This window comes from Bacillus sp. z50, from assembly GCF_058313585.1.
The window spans coordinates 591,278-610,074 of record NZ_JBZFQL010000002.1; the positions used below are offsets into that span (position 1 = coordinate 591,278).

The following is an 18,797-nucleotide window of genomic DNA, read 5'->3' on the forward strand; positions in this document are numbered from 1 at the left end:
AATTATTTATATATTGAAACCAATAGCTATTCTGCATTTAAACTATATATAACAGATATCTATATTCTTATAGTACAGATACATAGATTATAGTACGGAAATACACGATTATCACATTGTTAATAATGGTTCAAATGGATGGTTTTACTAATTCATCTCTCAATTGTTTGATTACCATTATAAAGGGGAATAATAGAAAGAATTTTTCCGGGAATAATAGGAGGCAGCTATGAGACAGAGGGAAAGTTATTTTGACAACGCAAAAGTCATATTAATGTTTTTTGTTGTCTTTGGTCATATTTTACGAACATATATTGATCAAAATGAAACGATTTATGCTTTATACACTACAATCTATACCTTCCATATGCCTGCTTTTATACTGTTATCAGGCTTTTTTGCAAAAGGCTTTAACAAAAAAGGCTATATAAAAAAGCTAAGTACTAAACTGATTCTTCCCTATTTACTTTTTCAGGTTATCTATACGATTTATTATTATTACCTATTTGATAAATCAACACTTAAGTTCGAAGCATTGGAACCCAATTGGTCCTTATGGTTTCTGTTAAGTCTATTCTTTTGGAATTTAATGCTTTTCGTCTTTACAAAATTCAAACCTTTAGTAGGGATTGGATTAGCAATAGCGCTTGCTTTACTTGTGGGATATATTGATACAATCTCTACTTATCTGAGTTTATCCCGAACATTTGTCTTCTTTCCATTTTTCCTGATTGGTTATCACAGTCAGAAGGAACATTTTCAAAAAATAACAACAGTGAAAAGTAAATTTTACGCTTTGGCATCCTTTGGTGTAATTTTTATATGGTTTTCATTTTTCCCGGAAATAGACTCCCAGTGGCTGCTCGGTTCAAAGCCTTATTCGGAAATTGAGACAGTATCGTTCCTTTCTATGTTTAAGCGCCTTGGATTTTTCATCGTTAATTCTCTTATGATCGTCAGCTTTATGGCCCTTGTACCTAGGGGTAGCTATTTCTTTACTAGATGGGGCACTCAAACCCTTTATGTATATTTATTGCATGGCTTTTTTGTCCGGACCTTTAGATTTACAAGTTTAAATGAATATTTCACTACTGCAGAACACTATATACTATTAGCAGCAATTTCATTGATTATTACAATCATCCTGTCGAGTACATTAGTCAAGTCAATTACACAGCCAATGATTGAGTTTAACACCCGTCATACTAAAATGATGTTCTATAAATTAAAAGGCTTATTACATTTTTATAAACAAAAATATGATTTATCTAAATCCATGAATCGCAGTCCTTCGGAATAATGAATATTCCGAAGGACTTTTTTGTACCGCTATATTTCCCAAAACCTTTTACCCATACACTCCATTATTCCCTTGGTCATCTCTCATTTTTAACTACTGAAAATTAAACCGTACCATCTTAGAACCCATGTAAAATATCGCCAATACTGTAAACCCATACTCAAATATGATAATATGAATTGTTAGCAAACGGTGAAAGGAAGTATGACAAATACATGAGAATTATTGGAACTACTTTAAATGCCAAATATATTCATACCAATTTAGCCCTTCGTTATTTAAAAGCGTATGCAGCACCCGAGTACAATGTAGAAATTATTGAATACACCATTAAAGATCCGGTTATGAACATCGTTACAGATTTGTATAACCAAAAGCCAGATGTAATCGGCTTTAGCTGTTATATATGGAATATGGAAGAAATTAAAAAAGTCATTACCATACTCAAAAAAATCAATCCGGACATCTATATTGTTCTTGGAGGTCCAGAGGTAACATACGATCCATTTTTCTGGCTCAAAGATATCCCAGGCGCTGATTTCATCGTAATAGGTGAAGGAGAAGCCACATTTAAAAATCTTATAGCTGAAATAGATGGCAATAAAGACTTTCACACTGTTCAGGGAATTGCGTATCTTGAAGGTGAAAAACCTATCCTGACACCTGCCGCTCCAAAGGTAGATTTAAAGTCTATTCCATCACCATTTAGATTTGAAGAAGATATCCCTAACTTGTCGAAGAGAATCACGTATATTGAAACAAGCCGCGGTTGTCCTTTTAACTGTCAATTCTGTCTCTCATCCATCGAAACCGGCGTACGTTTCTTTAATAGAGAAGATATTAAAGAAGATATCCGTTTCTTGATGAAAAATGGAGCAAAAACAATTAAATTTATGGACCGTACTTTTAATATCAGTCGTAGCTATGCTCTCGACATATTTGAATTTTTAATTAAAGAGCATGAACCAGGTTGCGTTTTTCAATTTGAGATTACAGCAGATATTATGAAGCCTGAAGTAATTGAATACTTAAACAAAGAAGCTCCTCCCGGCCTATTTCGCTTCGAGATAGGAGTCCAATCAACCAATGATTATACTAATGAACTAGTCAAAAGAAAACAGAACTTCGATAAATTAAAGCGTACAGTCACCATGATTAAGGATGGCGGGAAAGTGGATCAGCATCTTGATCTTATTGCAGGACTTCCCGAAGAAAATTATAGCTCCTTCCGAAAAACATTTGATGATGTGTTTGAAATGCGGCCAGAGGAACTTCAATTGGGCTTCTTAAAAATGCTTCGCGGCACAGGCTTGAGAACTCAGGCTAAACAATGGGATTATCAATATATGGATCAAGCCCCATACGAAATTGTCAGCAATAATGTAATGCCGTTTTCCGATATTATTAAAATTAAGCAGGTTGAGGATGTACTGGAAAAGTATTGGAATGATCACCGAATGGATCTTGGAATGGAGTATATAGTAGGCACTGTTTATAGCTCCCCTTTTGATTTCTTCCAAGAATTCGGAAGTTATTGGGAAGAAAAAAAATGGTCACGCATTGGACATCAGCCTGAGGATCTATTTAAGCGCCTCGTCGAATTTATCGGTGTAACGAATCCCGATAGCCTTAAAACACTGATTGCCTTACTAAAAGTGGATTATTTATCACAACTTACCTTTAAACCACGTAAACCATGGTGGGAATATTCCATGACAAAAAATGAGAAATCTCCAATCTATCAGGCCGTTTTGGCTAATCCTCATCTGGTTGGTGAGAAATTTAAGGCACTGAATTTAAACGAAAAAGAACTGTACAAGCATGTTCTGATTGATGAACTATCTATTGATATGAATCATTATTTAGAAACTGGCGAAATAATAACGGCTCCGACCTTGTTGATTGCATACTTCCACCCAAAGCATGGTGGGTCCAAGCTGTTTTATGTACCTTCAGCAGTATTTTCATAAGAAATAGAGCTCGACTAACGTCGAGTCTCTATTTTTTTATTCTCCCTGTTTACCACGCTTAGAATTACGGTTAGCGCCCTTCATTGGGTTCTCACCATGTGTAAATTCCGCAGAAAACTCAGTTTCCTGTAGATTTTTTTTAGGGGTTTTACTCAGTTTATTAACCGCATTCATTTCTGCCTTACGTTTCATTTTACACACTCCTTTATGCGGTTAGTATTTGTTCAGGAATCTATTTCATGCAATATTTCATACTTTATCAAAAGGGAAACCATGCCTATTCCTCCATACTTTAAACTGCATTAGATCATGTTTTTCATCCATATTAATGGTGTGGAGGAATCAAAAATCCACAGTATATGTAGTGAGGTGAATGAAATGTCCAGCAGTAATAAATTATTGGTACCAGGTGTACAGCAAATGCTTGATCAATATAAATATGAAATAGCCGCTGAATTCGGCGTTACGTTAGGGTCAGATACGGTCTCACGAGCGAACGGATCAGTAGGAGGAGAAATAACCAAACAGCTCGTTAAACATGCACAAGCGCAAATGAGTGGAAAAACTAAATAACCTTATATGGCAAAGAAAATGTCCGGTATTTTACCGGACATTTTCTGATTAGTTATGTAAATGACTGAATTTATTGATACATTCCTTTTCTTTTCTGATTCTGATTACGTTCATCTTGCTTCCCTCTTTGATGCTGCGGTTTCCGGACATCACGCTTGTCCACCTGATCTTGTTTCCGGACATCTCGCTTGTCCACCTGATCTTGTTTCCGACTTTTATAAGGTTGCTTATTTGGTTTATTTCGCTTATCTACTTGTTGTTTGTTTCGGTCAGTATCTCTTTTATTTTGATTGGTTTTCCTTTCTTTCTGGATGGTATCCTTTCTTACCTCTTTGTTTATAGGCTGGTCTTTAGAGGGTGGCCTCTGCTTTGAATTGTTATCCTTATGTTGTTGTTTTACAGCCTTCTCTTCTGTAGTATGTATAGCTTTAGCATCTTTTGTAACGGTGCCCGCCTTTTTAGGCACTTCAACAGATCCTTGCTTATTTTCCTGAATGACTGCAGACTTATTCGGAATTTGGGTTCGGTCACTACTGTTACTGGTTTGCTGTTTTATTTCAACTTTTTCCACACTTGAGCTTTTATGATTGCTTTTTTCTTCTGTTACTTTAATTTTATCATTTTTCTTTACTCCAGTTGAAGGCTGATTCTTGGTTTTCTTATTGGTTTGCTCTAGGTATGTACCCGTAGAAATCCCTTTATCTGTTGCTTCCTGTCTATCTTTAACAGAGGCCTTTTTCATTTCAATGTTCACGGAATTATCAATTTGCGGGATATCCTGAGTATCAGTTAATTTTTTCTGTAAGGAATATTCAAAATTTCGATTATCCTTTTCAATCATTACGGTGGAGAACAAGATATTGGAATTGGTTTTAAGATGCCCGGCACTGCGATTTAAAGTAACCATTTCACTGATAACATCGTCCATATCTCTGCCCTTCCATTCCTTAAGTCTTGCTATAATTTCTTTCCCTTCTTCGTTAATTCCCTTTACTTCAACCACTTTTAGTTCGTCTGTTATACCAAGTTCGATACTTGATTTAACATCCATACTGACATAAGCTGATACCTTTGAATTAGTTAAAAACGCAGGAAAGAAACAAACTATTAAAAAAACAGCTGCTGCTAATGCTGGAACCAGTATTTTTAATTTCCATCCATTCTTCTTGCTGAATATTGGTTTTGAGTTTGTAACATCAATCCTGACTTCTTCACCGATTTGATAGTCTTTGCGTTCTTTATTCAATTTAATGAAATCGCCTTCAGGGGTCAATACAGTAATTTCCGTTGATGATATTTGCATAATGATTCCACACTTCAATTTGAAAGAACCCCCTTCAAGTAATCCTTTAAGAACAAATAATCTCCCGTTAAAATCAAAACCATAGCTATTATATAAATGCGGTTGCGTTCAATTGTCTTTCTTGAAACCTCAACTTTTTCTTCCATCATTTTGATAGGCAGTTTTTTCTTGTCTATGACATATTGAAGCATCAAAGGCTCATCTGCTATTGTTTTAGCGATTTTTATGGCATTATTCCTTGCATCCACATGCTTTGGTGTATGTTTGACTAATTGGTCAAAGGTTATATGAAAGATTTTTAATAATTCAGTATATCGAATAATCTCATCCTTTAAATTTTCGGAGTTTAATTGTCTCTGATGGTTTTCAATTGATTTTTCTATATCTAATGGACTTTGTATGTATTCATCTTCTGAAACATGTTGGATTTCAAAAGACAGTTCATTCATTTTTTTTGATTGTGACCTTATATAATCTATAACTCTTCTTCGGATTACCGTATCTGCAAATGGCAATAAGCCATTTCCTTTATCAGGTGAAAACTTATCTATTGCATCGTTAAAAGCAATTAGACCAATACTAAATTCATCATCTGTTTCTCGGATATAACGCCGGCATACAGATGAAACAGATTTTTTAATAAAGGGTTTGTATTTTTTAAGCAAATTATTTCTTAATTCCAGATCCCCTTCTTGTATTAAGAGTACGGTTTCTGTTAAATCCTGCTTTTTTCTCAGAATCGGAAAAAGCATACCAAGCATTATGTTCACCTCATCCCTGCACAAATTATACCATATGTTGCAATGTATGGTCTTTGTGGGATGTTTTCACTCTTCATTTGTTATAAATAATGCTTGGTCGGTTTATTTATTATGCTATATCATACGTACACAAATTTCCGTATATAGGGGTTATAACCAAATTTTATCCAAGTGGTTGCAAAAATAAAAAAACCGGAACGCACATAATCATGCATCCCGGGTCTTCACTTAATCTATTAATTTATATCTTTGTAATTTTACATTTCCTGGTCAATTTGATTTTTAGCTTTCAAATCTTTACCTGATACGAGGTATCCAATAACCACAATCGATACTAAGACACCCCAGAATATGATTTTCCAAGTTGTAGACTCTGGGAAATGATGGTCAAGAATTCCAACACCTGGATGTGCTAATGTCATGACAGCCAGCTTAACCCCCACCCAGCCGACAATTAGAAAAGCAGCTGTTTCCAGAGATGGTCGCTTGTTCAATAGTACAACAAATTGTGTTGCAGCAAACCTCATAATAACTAATCCAATAAATCCTCCAAGGAACATAACAATAAATTGCCCACCATTGATACCGCCGATATTAAACGACCCTACCGCCGGTAGAGTTACAGCTAAAGCAACAGCTGCAAGCATGGAATCTACTGCAAATGCCAAGTCTGCTACCTCGACCTTTAGAACAGTCATCCAGAAACCGGATTTCTTTTTTTCCTTGACCGCTTCATCTTCAGATTTCAAGAAATAGTGTTTCACTAAATAATTAATCATAATGTAGAGCAAATATACAGCTCCAATTGCTTGTATTTGCCATAAATCTACAAGTAATGAAATCAGGAACAGGGAACCGATCCTAAAGACGAACGCACCAATTAGTCCATAAAACAAAGCTTTTTTCTGTTGTTCCTTCGGAAGATGTTTAACCATTACAGCCATTACGACTGCGTTATCGGCTGCAAGAATTCCTTCAAGTCCAATTAACACCAATAATACCCAGGCGTACTCTAAAATTATTGCCCAATCCATAAGTAAACCTCCTTTTATTTTCCAAACCAACAAAAAAGACCCATGCCAAAAAAGTAATTCTTTTTTGACAAAGGTCTTGCTAGACATTGTAAAAATGCCAACAAAGCCGATGGTAAAAACCACGTACTGACGACTTTGTTTTAGGTTTCCCTAACGCTACTCCCCTTTGAAAGGTTTGTATGAAGTTTGTATACCTATTATATTGGCTTCTGGATACAAGCGCAAGTATTAACTCATAGATAGTATTTATTTTGATAGTTTTATTAATTTCAGATATTCCTTGATTACCTTCATCATCGATTTCCTTTTGCCAAAGTAGGCTGTTAACAGTGCATGGAAATGTTCATATTTCCCTTCATAAGGATACCACTGAATCTCCGATTTTTTGAGGCCCATATCTTCCATTACTGCTTTTTCATGACAAAATATACGAAGACCCTGATCCCCATGATACCTGCCTATTCCGCTTTCTTTAACTCCGCCAAATGGAAGATTATTATTGGCAACTGTTATTAAAACATCATTAATTAACACAGCACCTGACAAAAGCTTCTTAGCTGTCAGCCGTCCTTTTTCCTTATTTGTTGTCCAAACACTTGCATTTAATCCGTATTTGGAATGATTAGCGGCTCGTATAGCTTCATCTTCTGTTTCAACAGTCAGTATAGGCAGAACCGGACCAAATGTTTCCTCCTGCATCACAAGCATATCCTCTGAAACATTTGTTAAAACAATCGGCTTAATAAACATGGAATTTTCATTCCATTCAGAAGGCGGATCACCAGTCAGGAGAGTGGCGCCTTTTAATAGGGCATCTTCAATATGCTCTCTTACAATAGATATTTGCTGTATTGAGGTCATAGAACCGATATCTGATTCTTTTCCATTTCCTTGCTTTAATTGATTAACAATTGGAAGTAACTCCTGTAAGAATGGCTCAAGCGCCTCTCTTTGGATAATCAATCTCTCTACACTCATACAAACTTGACCGCTATTTGTAAATGCTCCCCAAACAGCCCCCTTTGCTGCACGCTTATAATCAGCATCACTAAACACAATCATTGGATCCTTTCCACCGAGCTCAAGAGTGGTTGGGATAAGATCTCGTGCTGCTATTTCCTGAATAATACGTCCCGTACCTACAGACCCTGTAAAAAAGATATAATCAGGCTTTTGCTTCGTAAGACTGGCACCAAGTTCCTTACCGCCATGGGCTACTTGAAAAACATGATCAGGAAATCCAGCTTCTTTAAACAATGTTTCAATTAACTTACCCACTGCCGGAGTAACTTCTGATGGTTTCAAAATAACCGTATTACCGCCTGCAAGCGCGGATACAACAGGAACCATAGCCAAAAGGAATGGATAATTCCATGGTGAGATAACAAGCACAGAGCCTCTTGGCATATAATGAATACTCGATTTATGACCCATTAACAAAAAAGGTGTACGAACCTTTTGTGCCTTAAATGTTTTTTTCGCATGTTTTTCAATATGACTAATAGCATCGAGGGCAGGCATGATATCAGCCACTAATGCATCTGTTTTGACTTTCCCTGTATCCTTTGAAATGAGCTCAGCAATTTCATCAAGTCTATTCACAATCGTATGCCGCAACTGCTTTAGATAGCGTAAACGTTCGTCTATATCTAATTGTGACCACGAAAGAAAAGCCCCTTTGGATTTATTCATTATTTCACCAGCTTGACTAGCCGGCATCTCCTCATACTGCATAATCAGTTCTCCCGTTGCAGGAGCATATACATTTACCATTTCTTTCAAGGCTTCCAACTTTGTTCCTCCTCTAATTATGTAATCTCTATATGAAACGCCCGATTGTTCTTATTGGCTCTATAATATTCAACCATTGGCACTACACCTTCCTTAAAATCAGGACATACAATGCCTCCTTCAGCTAAATCAGCCTGTGCCTGTACACAATCAAATTCTCCTTTCCAGGTGAAATAATCAAGTGATTCAACTTCCACACCCAGAAACTTTCTTATTGGCTTGATTGATAAAGCCATTTTCGTCAGCCCGAACGGCAAATACCCAATTGGTCGTTTTCCATTATACCCTTTCAAAAACAACTTATAAATATCTGTAACCGTATATGGATTAGGATCCGTTAAATGATATGTTTTTCCAGCACCTTTAGGGCTTAAAGTTAAATAAGCTGTTGCTTTTATTATATAGTCAACAGGAACCAAATTGATCACACAGGTTGACTTAGTTATATTAGGGATAATTGGAAGGTATCTGATTCTGTCGAGGAAATTTAATATAAAATATGGGCCGTCAAATTTAATGGTTTCTCCAGTTAGGGTATTTCCTTTTACGATACCCGGCCGAATGACTGTAACAGGAACATGATCCATAATCTTTCGAACAAGGACTTCTGCTTCATATTTGGTTTCTTCATAATAATTTTTAAATTTATCTGGTTTAATTAATTCATGCTCATACAGCTTTCCTTCACGTCTTCCAGCTACATAAGCTGTACTAAAATAGGTATACCTCAATAGGTTAGGAAGGGTCAATACATAATCATTTACATTGTGTGTTCCATCGACATTCACCAAATAGGCTATATTTTTTGGAACAGCTAAATCATAAATCGCAGCTAAGTGAAAAAAATGGGTAATTTCTCCCTTTTTGAAACCGCTTTCTTTTTTACTGATGTTTAAACCGGGTTTGGTGATGTCTCCTTCAATAAGGATAAACTGATTTTCATCTAAATTGAACTCGTTTATAATTTTTAATCTTTCACTGACAGCCTTATGCCACACAGACGGCAGTACAATAGCAATCACTTTATTAAATAACTGATCCTGTTTTTTTAGCTCTCTTATTAGTTGATTTGAAATAAAACCTGGAAACCCGGTAAAAAAATAGACATGTTTCATTGTTTCACTCTCCTAATCTTCTTTCCACTATTGTAAGAATATTTAGAAAAATATGTCAACGGTTAATTGTTATATAACAGAAAAAAGCAGGATTTAACCCTATATAGGCTAAATCCTGCTTAAATTTAGTTAACGTTCGTGCTGATCCATTGGATTATATAGTTCTATAGAAGGATTTTTTTCCTGGAACCAACGCAGTGCAAAGTCATTTTCGAATAAGAAAGCATATTGATCATAGCGATCGCGTACCAAAAGACTTCTTGAACTTGAAAGCTTTTCATCGATTTTTTCATTCGTTGTCCAACGGGCAATCTTGTCACCCATTCTTTCCATGATAACTTCTGTATTATACTCATTTTTCATACGGTGCTCAAATACCTCAAACTGTAACTGTCCGACTGCTCCAAGAATATAGGATTCAATCCCAACTGTTTTAAATAATTGAATGGCACCTTCCTGTACAAGCTGATTAATTCCCTTGTGAAAATGCTTTTGTTTTAATACATTTTTAGCGCTGACACGTACAAACATTTCAGGTGTAAATTGTGGCAGACGTTCGAAAGAAAATGCTTCTTTTCCTGAAGTTAGCGTATCACCAATCTGATAGGTTCCTGTATCATATAATCCGATAATATCTCCTGCTACTGCTTCAGCAATATTGTTTCTTTCCTCTGCAAGAAATTGTGTTGAATTATTAAGTTTCATAGGCTTGCCTGTTCGGCTTAATTGAACAGTCATCCCACGTTCAAACTTACCTGAGCAAATGCGCAAAAAGGCAATTCGGTCACGGTGCATCGGATTCATATTTGCTTGGATTTTAAATATAAATCCTGAAAAAGTATCCTGAACGGGTTCAACCGGCCCCACGGATGATGGTCTTGGCTGAGGCTTTGGCGCAAACTCTAAATACGTATCCAAAAATGTCTGAACGCCAAAATTAGTAAGGGCACTTCCAAAGAATACAGGAATTAATTCACCATTTCTGACTTTTTCACGCGAAAATTCATTTCCTGCTTCATTTAACAATAACACTTCTTCCAATGTTTGCTCATATAAAGGAGACTCAACAATAGAGTGATTTTCATCTTCTACTTCGCCTTCTTCATTCAATTTTAAGTATCTCTCTTCATCTTCAGCCTTAAACATTTCAATTCGGTTATAATAACGGTCATAAATACCGAAGAAGTCTTTACCCATCCCGATTGGCCAGTTCATTGGATAGGATTCTATTCCAAGCACTTCCTCCAACTCAGCCAATAGCTCAAGCGGCAATTTACCTTGGCGATCCATTTTATTAATAAATGTGAAAATAGGAATTCCTCTCATGCGACAAACCTTAAATAATTTCAATGTTTGTGCTTCAATCCCTTTGGCAGCATCAATAATCATAACTGCGCTATCAACAGCCATTAATGTACGGTACGTATCTTCACTGAAATCTTGGTGTCCAGGTGTGTCGAGGATATTAACACGGGTCCCATTATAGTCAAACTGCATAACACTAGAGGTTACGGAAATTCCACGCTGCTTCTCAATTTCCATCCAGTCGCTTGTCGCATATTTACCGGTTTTACGTCCTTTTACAGTTCCAGCGTCACGGATTGCGCCACCAAATAAGAGCAACTTTTCTGTTAACGTCGTTTTACCTGCGTCAGGGTGAGAAATAATTGCAAAGGTTCTTCTTGATTCTATCTGTTCTTTTAAATTTGTCATGTAAGCCATCCTTTTATATATAGTAAAACTTCATAAATCTATTCATCTTGGATCTACATCTCCAATGATACTTTGATGTTGTAAAAAGAAAATAACCACTTTAACAATTCTTATTAAAATCAAAATCCATCTTATCAAATATACCATGTAAAAAAATAATATGTGAATAGGCGAATCATAAGTTTTAATCAAACAGTCATATTTTCTCATATGTAGTGAATTACAGTCAATTAGTGTCCGTTTAAGTATTTCGCAATTCTTTGGGGCAAGGTAAGATAACATAAAAAAAACGAGCATTATTGCCCGTCCTTTAAGCTACTTTTTTCTTATTGGTTAATTTTTTTGTAATATAGCTGATCACGAAAGGTGCAGCTGCTGCAATAACTCTTTTTAAGATTTTACTTTTCAAGATAATCACCATCCTTATACTTACCTTACCCGTATTCGGTGGAAGATAATCACAAGATTTACGCAAGTTTACCTTATTTGAATAAAAGAGGCTATCAGAAAAGTGAATAATTTCACAAGCTTATTGATTAATTATAGAAGTCATAGTAGTTTATTTAGTAGACGTTTTTTCAGCATAGGAGGAATTTAACATCATGGAAGAACAAGGATTACAGTATTTAGTTGCCCTTGCAAAGAAAAAGAAAAGGCTGTTAGACCATTTTCCTCTTCATTATTTCTTAAGAGCGATGATGGCAGGAATATTTGTAGGGTTTGTAATCATTACCTGCTTTAGAACAGGAGAATATTTCAGGGTAGCCGACTCACCTTTTGCATACCTATTCCCGGCACTTTTCTTTGGTATCGCATTAATACTCATTATTTACGGTGGGGCAGAGCTATTTACCGGTAATACCGCTTATTTCACTGTCGCTTATATGCGTAATGAGGTAACTCTCAGAGATTTAGGCCGAAACTGGGGCGCTTGTTATCTTGGCAATGCTGTTGGGGCAATCTTCTTTGCCATTTTATTTTACCTTACAGGCATATTCAGCCACATTCCAAACGAGCATTTAATGCACGAAATTGTTTCTTATAAAATGCATGGATCTGTTTCAGCTTTATTCTTTAAAGGAATCCTTTGTAACTGGCTTGTTTGTTTAGCTTGTTACTTGCCTAGCCAAGTAAAAGGTGACGGAGCTAAAATGGCAATGATGATTGCAGTTGTATTTTTATTCTTCTCATCAGGCTTTGAACATAGCATTGCAAACTTATCATTATTCTCAATTGCATTAGTATCACCACATCCTGATACCATTACAATCGGAAATGCCATCTACAATTTGATTCCTGTTACTTTGGGTAATATTGTCGGTGGAGCAATATTTGTAGGAATGTTATATCAGTTCTTAAGTAAATCAAGCACAAAGCTTCAATTACAGGACAACATGAATAAAATCTCTGAAATCACTGAGAAAGAAAATACAAAATAATAAAGTGAACCAAGAAAAAGAAGACCAATTCATAAAGTTTGAATTGGTCTTCTTTTAATTTCAGCTCATGACGGCCTCTTTATGAATGTGAATCAATTGATACTCCTCATGCGACAATGTTTCCTCCAACAAATCCAATAAATGATAATGATGAGTGAAAAAGATAACTTGAGTTTTTTTCGATAATTCTTTTAAGATAGATAACGTAATTTTTGAACGTTCATTATCAAAGTGAACAAGAATATCATCGACAATAAATGGAATAGGTTCATTTTCCTCACAATATTTTTCTATGCTTGCAACTCTTAAGGATAAATACAATTGATCTTTTGTTCCATCACTCATCGCGTCTATTCCAATTTTCTCGTTATTTCTTAAACCCAGTAGTACTTCTTCATCCTTTTCATTATAATCAACAGTCAATCCTTCAAAGGAGTTCAGTGTTAATTTTGCAAACAGTTTTGATGCTTTTGTTAAAATCGGATTTTGATTTTCGGAACGGAAATATTCTATTCCCTTCTGTAATACAAATGTAGCTAATTTTTTTTGGACATATTGATCGGTCAATTCTGCGAGCTCAGCCAGGATACTTTCTCTTTCTTCTGCGGCCTGAACAGCTGCATATGAATTTCCCTTAATCTTTTCTTCATATTCTTTTCTGCATACACCAAAGATTTGGTTCTGTTCCGTTCTTTTCTCTTCCAAATCTGCAAGCTCTGCCTTTAATTCTGCCATTTCACTTTCCATAAAATCTAAATCAAGCTTGTCTATTTCATCCTTCATTTCTTGAATCGATAAGCCATTGCCAATCTCAAGTAACACCTTCTCCAGATTGATCAGTTCTGCAGACAGCTTTTGCTTTTGTCGATATTTATCTTCAATAATTTGCATTTCCTCGATGGTCTTTACACTTGCTGTCTGTAACAATTCATCAAGACGATTAAGCGCCATCTCTTTCTTATCCTTCGCTAACCGATATTCTTTTTTCCGTTTATCCAATTGTCCTTGCCATTCGAGTTGATTTTGCTTACACTTTTTCTGCTCCTGCAACTGATTCGTTAAATCATAGATAAAGGATTGGATATTTATTGGTTCAGGTAACTGTAACGTGTTAGCTACAATTCTGATATGATCTACATAATCCTGTACAAATAACATGCCAGCTTTTGCTTTGCTATTGATATCTGCCCATTCATCATACGTAGTAGTCAATTCATTGTACTTATCAAGCCTTTCCATTGTGTAATCAATCGGAGCCTGACTTTCAACTTGCAAGGGTTTAGTAGCATCCTCCCATGCTTCTCTCCAATTGACTAATTCACTTTGCTTGCTCGCCAGCTCCTGCTCGATTTGTTTAAGATCAGCAGCCTTGCTCTTCCACTCTTTTTCCAATGAATTCTTCTCATTGAAACGCTCTGTTGCTAAATGGACTACTCTATTTGCTTCTCTTATTAAGTCTGTGAGTGTCCATTCTGACACTTGAGTATCTAGATCATCGATTACTTCTGACAGGGCAAGGTATAAACGGCTTTTGATAGCCAATCGTTTTTCTGTCAGCTCATCCCAAAGTTTCTGTTTCTTTTTATATTCGCCTTGATTCTGCTTAATAACCGTGTATTTTCTTACCCATTCTTTCATTTCAGTTGGCGATAATGGCTCAATACCGAACGGCTGCCATAGCTCATTCCACTGTTGAAAAAACAGATTCATCTCATCTTTAAGGAACTGCAGCTGTGTCTCTGCAGCTGCAATTTTGGTTTCAGATCTCTTTATATCCTGCAACGACTTATTCTTCATGCCCACCTTTGCAGATTCTTTCCACATAGTATCTGAAAGTTCATCCGTTGTTTTTAAATCATGCTCAAATTTTTCTTCTACCTCTTGCTGACTGCAGTATTCCTTAATTGCTTCACGATCAATGTCTTCACCTTTAAGTTTATTCTTAATTAAGCTCCAACCATGGTCGCGAATCTGACGGGTTCTCTCTAAATCATCTTCTGTAGGAATAACAGACAAAGCTTCTAATTCAGCAATCGATTTCTCCGCTTCCAAAATAATCGTTTTTTCAACCTTAATACTGCGCTCTAAATTTGTTTTATCTTCATTAAATCTTTCAAGTTGCCCGATGTACTGATTAATAGTTTCTTCTAAAATGGAAATGTAAAAGGAATCAAACTCCTCTACCGAACCATCCCATAGTGGTAAATAGTTTAGCTCTTCCATTGATTTGTCTTTAAGATCCTTCATTTCCTCTGATAAAACATCTATGGTTTTTTCAATATTTCCTTCTATCTGGGCATGGTCAAGCACAAGTTTAAGCTTGGCAATATTCTTTACTTCTCCAAAACCTTCCCATTCCGCACGCTTTAAAGCAACAGTTTCCTTTAGACTTTCATGTCGTTTATTTATTTCTTTTATCGTTTCATGTAAAATCCCATATTGCTTATAAAGCATACGGATTTTTTCTTTGCGAGAAATGGCAATTCTAAAATCCTCAATATTGACACTATCTACCCTACTATAGCCCAGCTTAAGGAGAATATCGTTCATCCGATTGAGTGCCTGCTCAGCCTTTGCCTCATTTACATGTAAGTCTTTATTCTCTTTCTCGTATGCACCAACTTGGCTGAAAAGAGATTGAATCCTAGACTCACATGTTAAAAGTTTTTCATCGATATCCAGTTTGGCTAACTTCTCTTCAAGCGCCATTATTTCTGTATTGGATATTTTGGCATTTTCATCAGCATGTTTTAATTCATTTAATACATTTTCTCTTTGTAAATTAAAATCGTTGGGTAAATCCGGAATTTCAGTGAAGCTCTTTTGTTGCTCTATTAATCTGTCTCTTTCAATAAGAATAGGAGCAGCTTGGTTTAACTTCGATAATTTTTTTAGAGTTGCGTCTACCTGGAGGTAATGCTCTCTTAATTCATCCAGCTGTTTCTTACCATGAAGATAATCATCCTCCAGCTGCATCCATTGTCTGGCGAGCATTTGCGAATCATTAAGTCGGCGAGTTAACTCTTTTTCTTTCTTTAATAATTCGTTTATTTTTGGTTTTGAACCACCTGATTTATATAATTCTTTACTTGCCGAATCAAATTCCTGCATAATTTTCTTTACTGTATTTATCCCTGAAGCTGCAGCAAATAAGCTCTCTCCGACGCTTCCATTTGACTCAAGCAAAGCTTCTCCGCCTTCTCGCAAAGTTTCATGATTGAGTGCAAACATATTTCGGAATGTTTCCTCTGACAGCACATTTATATACGGTAATAAAACATTATCTGGTAATGCTTCTCCCGCCTCATTAAGAATGGTCTTTGACTTTCCTTTCCTTCGTATGAAGGACAGAGTATTACCCGATGAATTGGATAGGCTGGCCTTTATACGTAAATTGGAATTGGGATGTAAAAATGAATCCTTAGAATTATGCGGAATGCCATACAAGAGTTGAGTAATAGAACGCAGCATAGTACTCTTTCCAGCTTCATTATTTCCATACACTACGTGTAAAGATTGATTTGGCTGAAAGTTAACCGGGTAATCAGTAAAATGACCAAACGCAGTCAGATTTAACTCTTCAAAACGCATGCCTTATTTACCTCCTTCCATTTGTAACTCAAGGCTCACCAGTTGTTTAACTTCCTCCAGTTTTTCTTCCAGCATGGCAACTGAATCAGGAATAACCATATTCTCTCCTCTTTTTAAATCGGTCGGTAATACGTTAGTAATCGCAGAAAACTCTTTTCTTACATCTTCGAGCAATTCATCCATATCACTTTTCTCAAGCCAGTTAAAAATGGAGGTCACTGGGTTATTTTCATCAGAGAAATGATTGGACTCTAACGGTGGAGCCGTTTTATTCTTTATTTTCTCTATCCATATTTGCCCATGTCCAACGGCAAAAGCTGCAGATCTAATGTCATTTAATACTTTTTCTTTATTTTTCATAAGCTCCTGATATAAAGAAGTATTGCCACTGACGACTACTCTGGCTGCGAGCATTCTACCATCTGCAGTATCTAGGTAATTTTCCAGCTGCACTTCGATTTTCTGGAGAAATTGATCGTAATCACCAAGGGGGGTCGCATCTATCTCAATGATCTCCCAGCGTAATACATCCAGTGATATATGATTTAATTCCTGTATCTGACCATCGCTAACTTTAACCAAGGAACATCCTTTTGGACCTGTCTCTTTGCTGTGCCGGCTTTGAATATTGCCTGGAAAGAGAATGACTGGGTTTTTCTCACATAAAAACTCCCGTTTATGAATATGCCCAAGAGCCCAATAGTCATATTCTTTCCCCTTCATGTCCTCTATGGAACAGGGGGCATAATTCTCATGTCCTTCCCGGCCTACTGCCGATGTATGCAAAATCCCAATATTGAAATATCCATCTTCCTTTTGCGGATAGCTTTTAGCAAGATTATCTGTTACAGCACGTGTTGAAAATCCTTGACCATGTAGGGCCACTCCAAGTTCATCTATAAACATACTTTTGCATTTTTTATCATCAAAAATATAAACATTATCAGGAAGTTTTATTTCTTTAGTAATGATACTTGCTGCATCATGATTCCCTTTAATCATATAAACAGGGATTTGATGCATTTTTAGCCTTGCCATTTCGTTTGCAAAAAAGAGACCTGTATTGTAATCCTTCCAATCCCCATCATATAAATCACCTGCAATAATGATGAAATGCACTTTTTCTTTAATAGCAAAATCAATCATATTTTTAAATGCATCTCTGGTAGCACTGCGCAACTTTTCGACTGGTGCTCCTTCATATCTTGATAAACCTTTTAATGGACTATCTAAATGGATATCAGCAGCATGGATAAATGTAAAGTTCACAAAGTCTCCCCCTTTCCTCATCCTCATAATCATAGAATAGCATAAAATGGTATACACTTGAGCCCTGAACCTAACACTCCCAAATATTCACAGCTATATACAACACCTACCAAAAAAAGAACAAATGTTCTTATTTTTATTATATAAAATCCATTTGTATTTGTCTCTACTATTTCTATGTAAAAATCAGGATATTCCTTGAAACCTTTGATATAGTTAATCGTAGATACATATATGATAAATAAAAGGAGAGGTAAATAAATGAATTCATATACGGAAACCAATAAATATCACATTCCAGCCGTTATCAGAACTTTCGCTTTATCATTAGCTATTTCTTTAATTGGCTTTATTGTAGGTAATTTTGTTCCTCCATCCTTGTTCTTGCCACTGATGATTATAGAATTCGGTATGCTTATTGCGGCGTTTTTTGTGAGAAGAAGGAAAATTCTCTCATATAGTTTCTTATATGCGTTTACTTTTATATCAGGCATCACCTTATATCCTGTAATCGCAAACTATTTAGTAACAATAGGACCGCAGCCCATTATCATGAGCTTGGCTGCTACAGTAGTTGTATTTGGCGGACTCTCTCTCTACGCCGCGACAACAAAGCGGGATTTAACATTTTTAAGCGGATTTCTGTTAGCCGCATTGCTCGCCATCCTGGTTATTGGGATTTTCAATATTTTTTCACCTTTATCTTCTACTGCCATGCTTGTCTATTCATTTATAGGTATACTCGTATTCAGCGGATACGTATTATATGATGTGAACCGTATGAAACAGTACGGAGTACCTGAAGATGAAATCCCATTGGCTGCACTCAATTTATATCTTGATTTTGTTAACCTGTTCCTTTTTATCCTTAGATTTATTGGTATTTTATCTTCGGATGATTAGGCAAAAAAGAACTGTGAATAACCTTCACAGTTCTT

Annotated in this window: 14 protein-coding genes and 1 riboswitch; of the genes, 5 read left to right on the forward strand and 9 right to left on the reverse strand. The window is 36.0% G+C overall.

Translation table 11 applies throughout. The features are described 5' to 3' along the window. The first annotated feature begins 229 nt into the window (after positions 1–229). On the forward strand, positions 230–1,300 hold the full coding sequence (locus AC4G3N_RS08730; RefSeq protein ID WP_139891322.1) for an acyltransferase family protein: 1,071 nt from the start codon (positions 230–232) through the stop codon (positions 1,298–1,300). Between the two features lie 215 nt (positions 1,301–1,515). Next, positions 1,516–3,270, forward strand: a complete 1,755-nt coding sequence (locus AC4G3N_RS08735) for a B12-binding domain-containing radical SAM protein (protein ID WP_066100969.1) — start codon at positions 1,516–1,518, stop codon at positions 3,268–3,270. A gap of 36 nt (positions 3,271–3,306) precedes the next feature. Here AC4G3N_RS08735 and ykzP read toward each other — a convergent pair whose 3' ends face one another. Then, positions 3,307–3,462: a protein YkzP gene (gene ykzP, locus AC4G3N_RS08740; RefSeq protein WP_175354219.1), complete on the reverse strand. Its 156-nt coding sequence runs from the start codon at positions 3,460–3,462 to the stop codon at positions 3,307–3,309. Positions 3,463–3,648: 186 nt separating this feature from the next. Here ykzP and AC4G3N_RS08745 point away from each other — a divergent pair, with 186 nt between their 5' ends. After that, positions 3,649–3,843 (forward strand): alpha/beta-type small acid-soluble spore protein, encoded by a 195-nt coding sequence (locus tag AC4G3N_RS08745; RefSeq protein WP_066100972.1) that lies wholly within the window; start codon positions 3,649–3,651, stop codon positions 3,841–3,843. Positions 3,844–3,913: 70 nt separating this feature from the next. On the opposite strand, the gene AC4G3N_RS08750 is transcribed toward AC4G3N_RS08745, so the two are convergent. The 6 genes from AC4G3N_RS08750 to AC4G3N_RS08775 all read right to left on the reverse strand — a co-directional run bounded on the left by AC4G3N_RS08750 (position 3,914) and on the right by AC4G3N_RS08775 (position 11,560). After that, positions 3,914–5,164, reverse strand: a complete 1,251-nt coding sequence (locus tag AC4G3N_RS08750) for an anti-sigma factor domain-containing protein (RefSeq protein WP_490558223.1) — start codon at positions 5,162–5,164, stop codon at positions 3,914–3,916. Beyond that, positions 5,161–5,916, reverse strand: a complete 756-nt coding sequence (gene sigI / locus AC4G3N_RS08755) for an RNA polymerase sigma factor SigI (protein ID WP_225983669.1) — start codon at positions 5,914–5,916, stop codon at positions 5,161–5,163. The genes AC4G3N_RS08750 and sigI overlap by 4 nt, the downstream gene beginning before the upstream one ends. 248 nt (positions 5,917–6,164) lie before the next feature. Continuing rightward, positions 6,165–6,941, reverse strand: coding sequence for a TerC family protein (locus AC4G3N_RS08760; RefSeq protein ID WP_066100981.1), 777 nt, complete (start codon positions 6,939–6,941; stop codon positions 6,165–6,167). Positions 6,942–7,022: 81 nt separating this feature from the next. Then, a riboswitch (yybP-ykoY riboswitch) is annotated at positions 7,023–7,118 on the reverse strand. A gap of 69 nt (positions 7,119–7,187) precedes the next feature. Further along, complete coding sequence (locus tag AC4G3N_RS08765) at positions 7,188–8,732, reverse strand: aldehyde dehydrogenase family protein (protein ID WP_490551863.1); 1,545 nt, start codon at positions 8,730–8,732, stop codon at positions 7,188–7,190. A gap of 17 nt (positions 8,733–8,749) precedes the next feature. Then, on the reverse strand, positions 8,750–9,847 hold the full coding sequence (locus tag AC4G3N_RS08770) for an SDR family oxidoreductase (RefSeq protein WP_490551864.1): 1,098 nt from the start codon (positions 9,845–9,847) through the stop codon (positions 8,750–8,752). 129 nt (positions 9,848–9,976) lie between these two features. Further along, positions 9,977–11,560: a peptide chain release factor 3 gene (locus AC4G3N_RS08775; protein WP_066100986.1), complete on the reverse strand. Its 1,584-nt coding sequence runs from the start codon at positions 11,558–11,560 to the stop codon at positions 9,977–9,979. 602 nt (positions 11,561–12,162) lie between these two features. On the opposite strand from AC4G3N_RS08775, the gene AC4G3N_RS08780 reads away from it, so the two are divergent. Continuing rightward, the gene (locus AC4G3N_RS08780) at positions 12,163–12,999 is read left to right on the forward strand and encodes a formate/nitrite transporter family protein (protein WP_066100989.1); all 837 of its coding nucleotides are present in this window, start codon (positions 12,163–12,165) and stop codon (positions 12,997–12,999) included. 60 nt (positions 13,000–13,059) lie between these two features. Here AC4G3N_RS08780 and AC4G3N_RS08785 read toward each other — a convergent pair whose 3' ends face one another. Next, on the reverse strand, positions 13,060–16,590 hold the full coding sequence (locus AC4G3N_RS08785) for an AAA family ATPase (RefSeq protein WP_490551865.1): 3,531 nt from the start codon (positions 16,588–16,590) through the stop codon (positions 13,060–13,062). Between the two features lie 3 nt (positions 16,591–16,593). Continuing rightward, the gene (locus tag AC4G3N_RS08790; protein WP_491090019.1) at positions 16,594–17,859 is read right to left on the reverse strand and encodes a metallophosphoesterase family protein; all 1,266 of its coding nucleotides are present in this window, start codon (positions 17,857–17,859) and stop codon (positions 16,594–16,596) included. A 261-nt stretch (positions 17,860–18,120) separates the two neighbouring features. Between AC4G3N_RS08790 and AC4G3N_RS08795 the strand changes: the two genes are divergently transcribed. Further along, positions 18,121–18,762, forward strand: a complete 642-nt coding sequence (locus tag AC4G3N_RS08795) for a Bax inhibitor-1/YccA family protein (protein ID WP_066100995.1) — start codon at positions 18,121–18,123, stop codon at positions 18,760–18,762. The last annotated feature ends 35 nt before the right edge of the window (positions 18,763–18,797 follow it).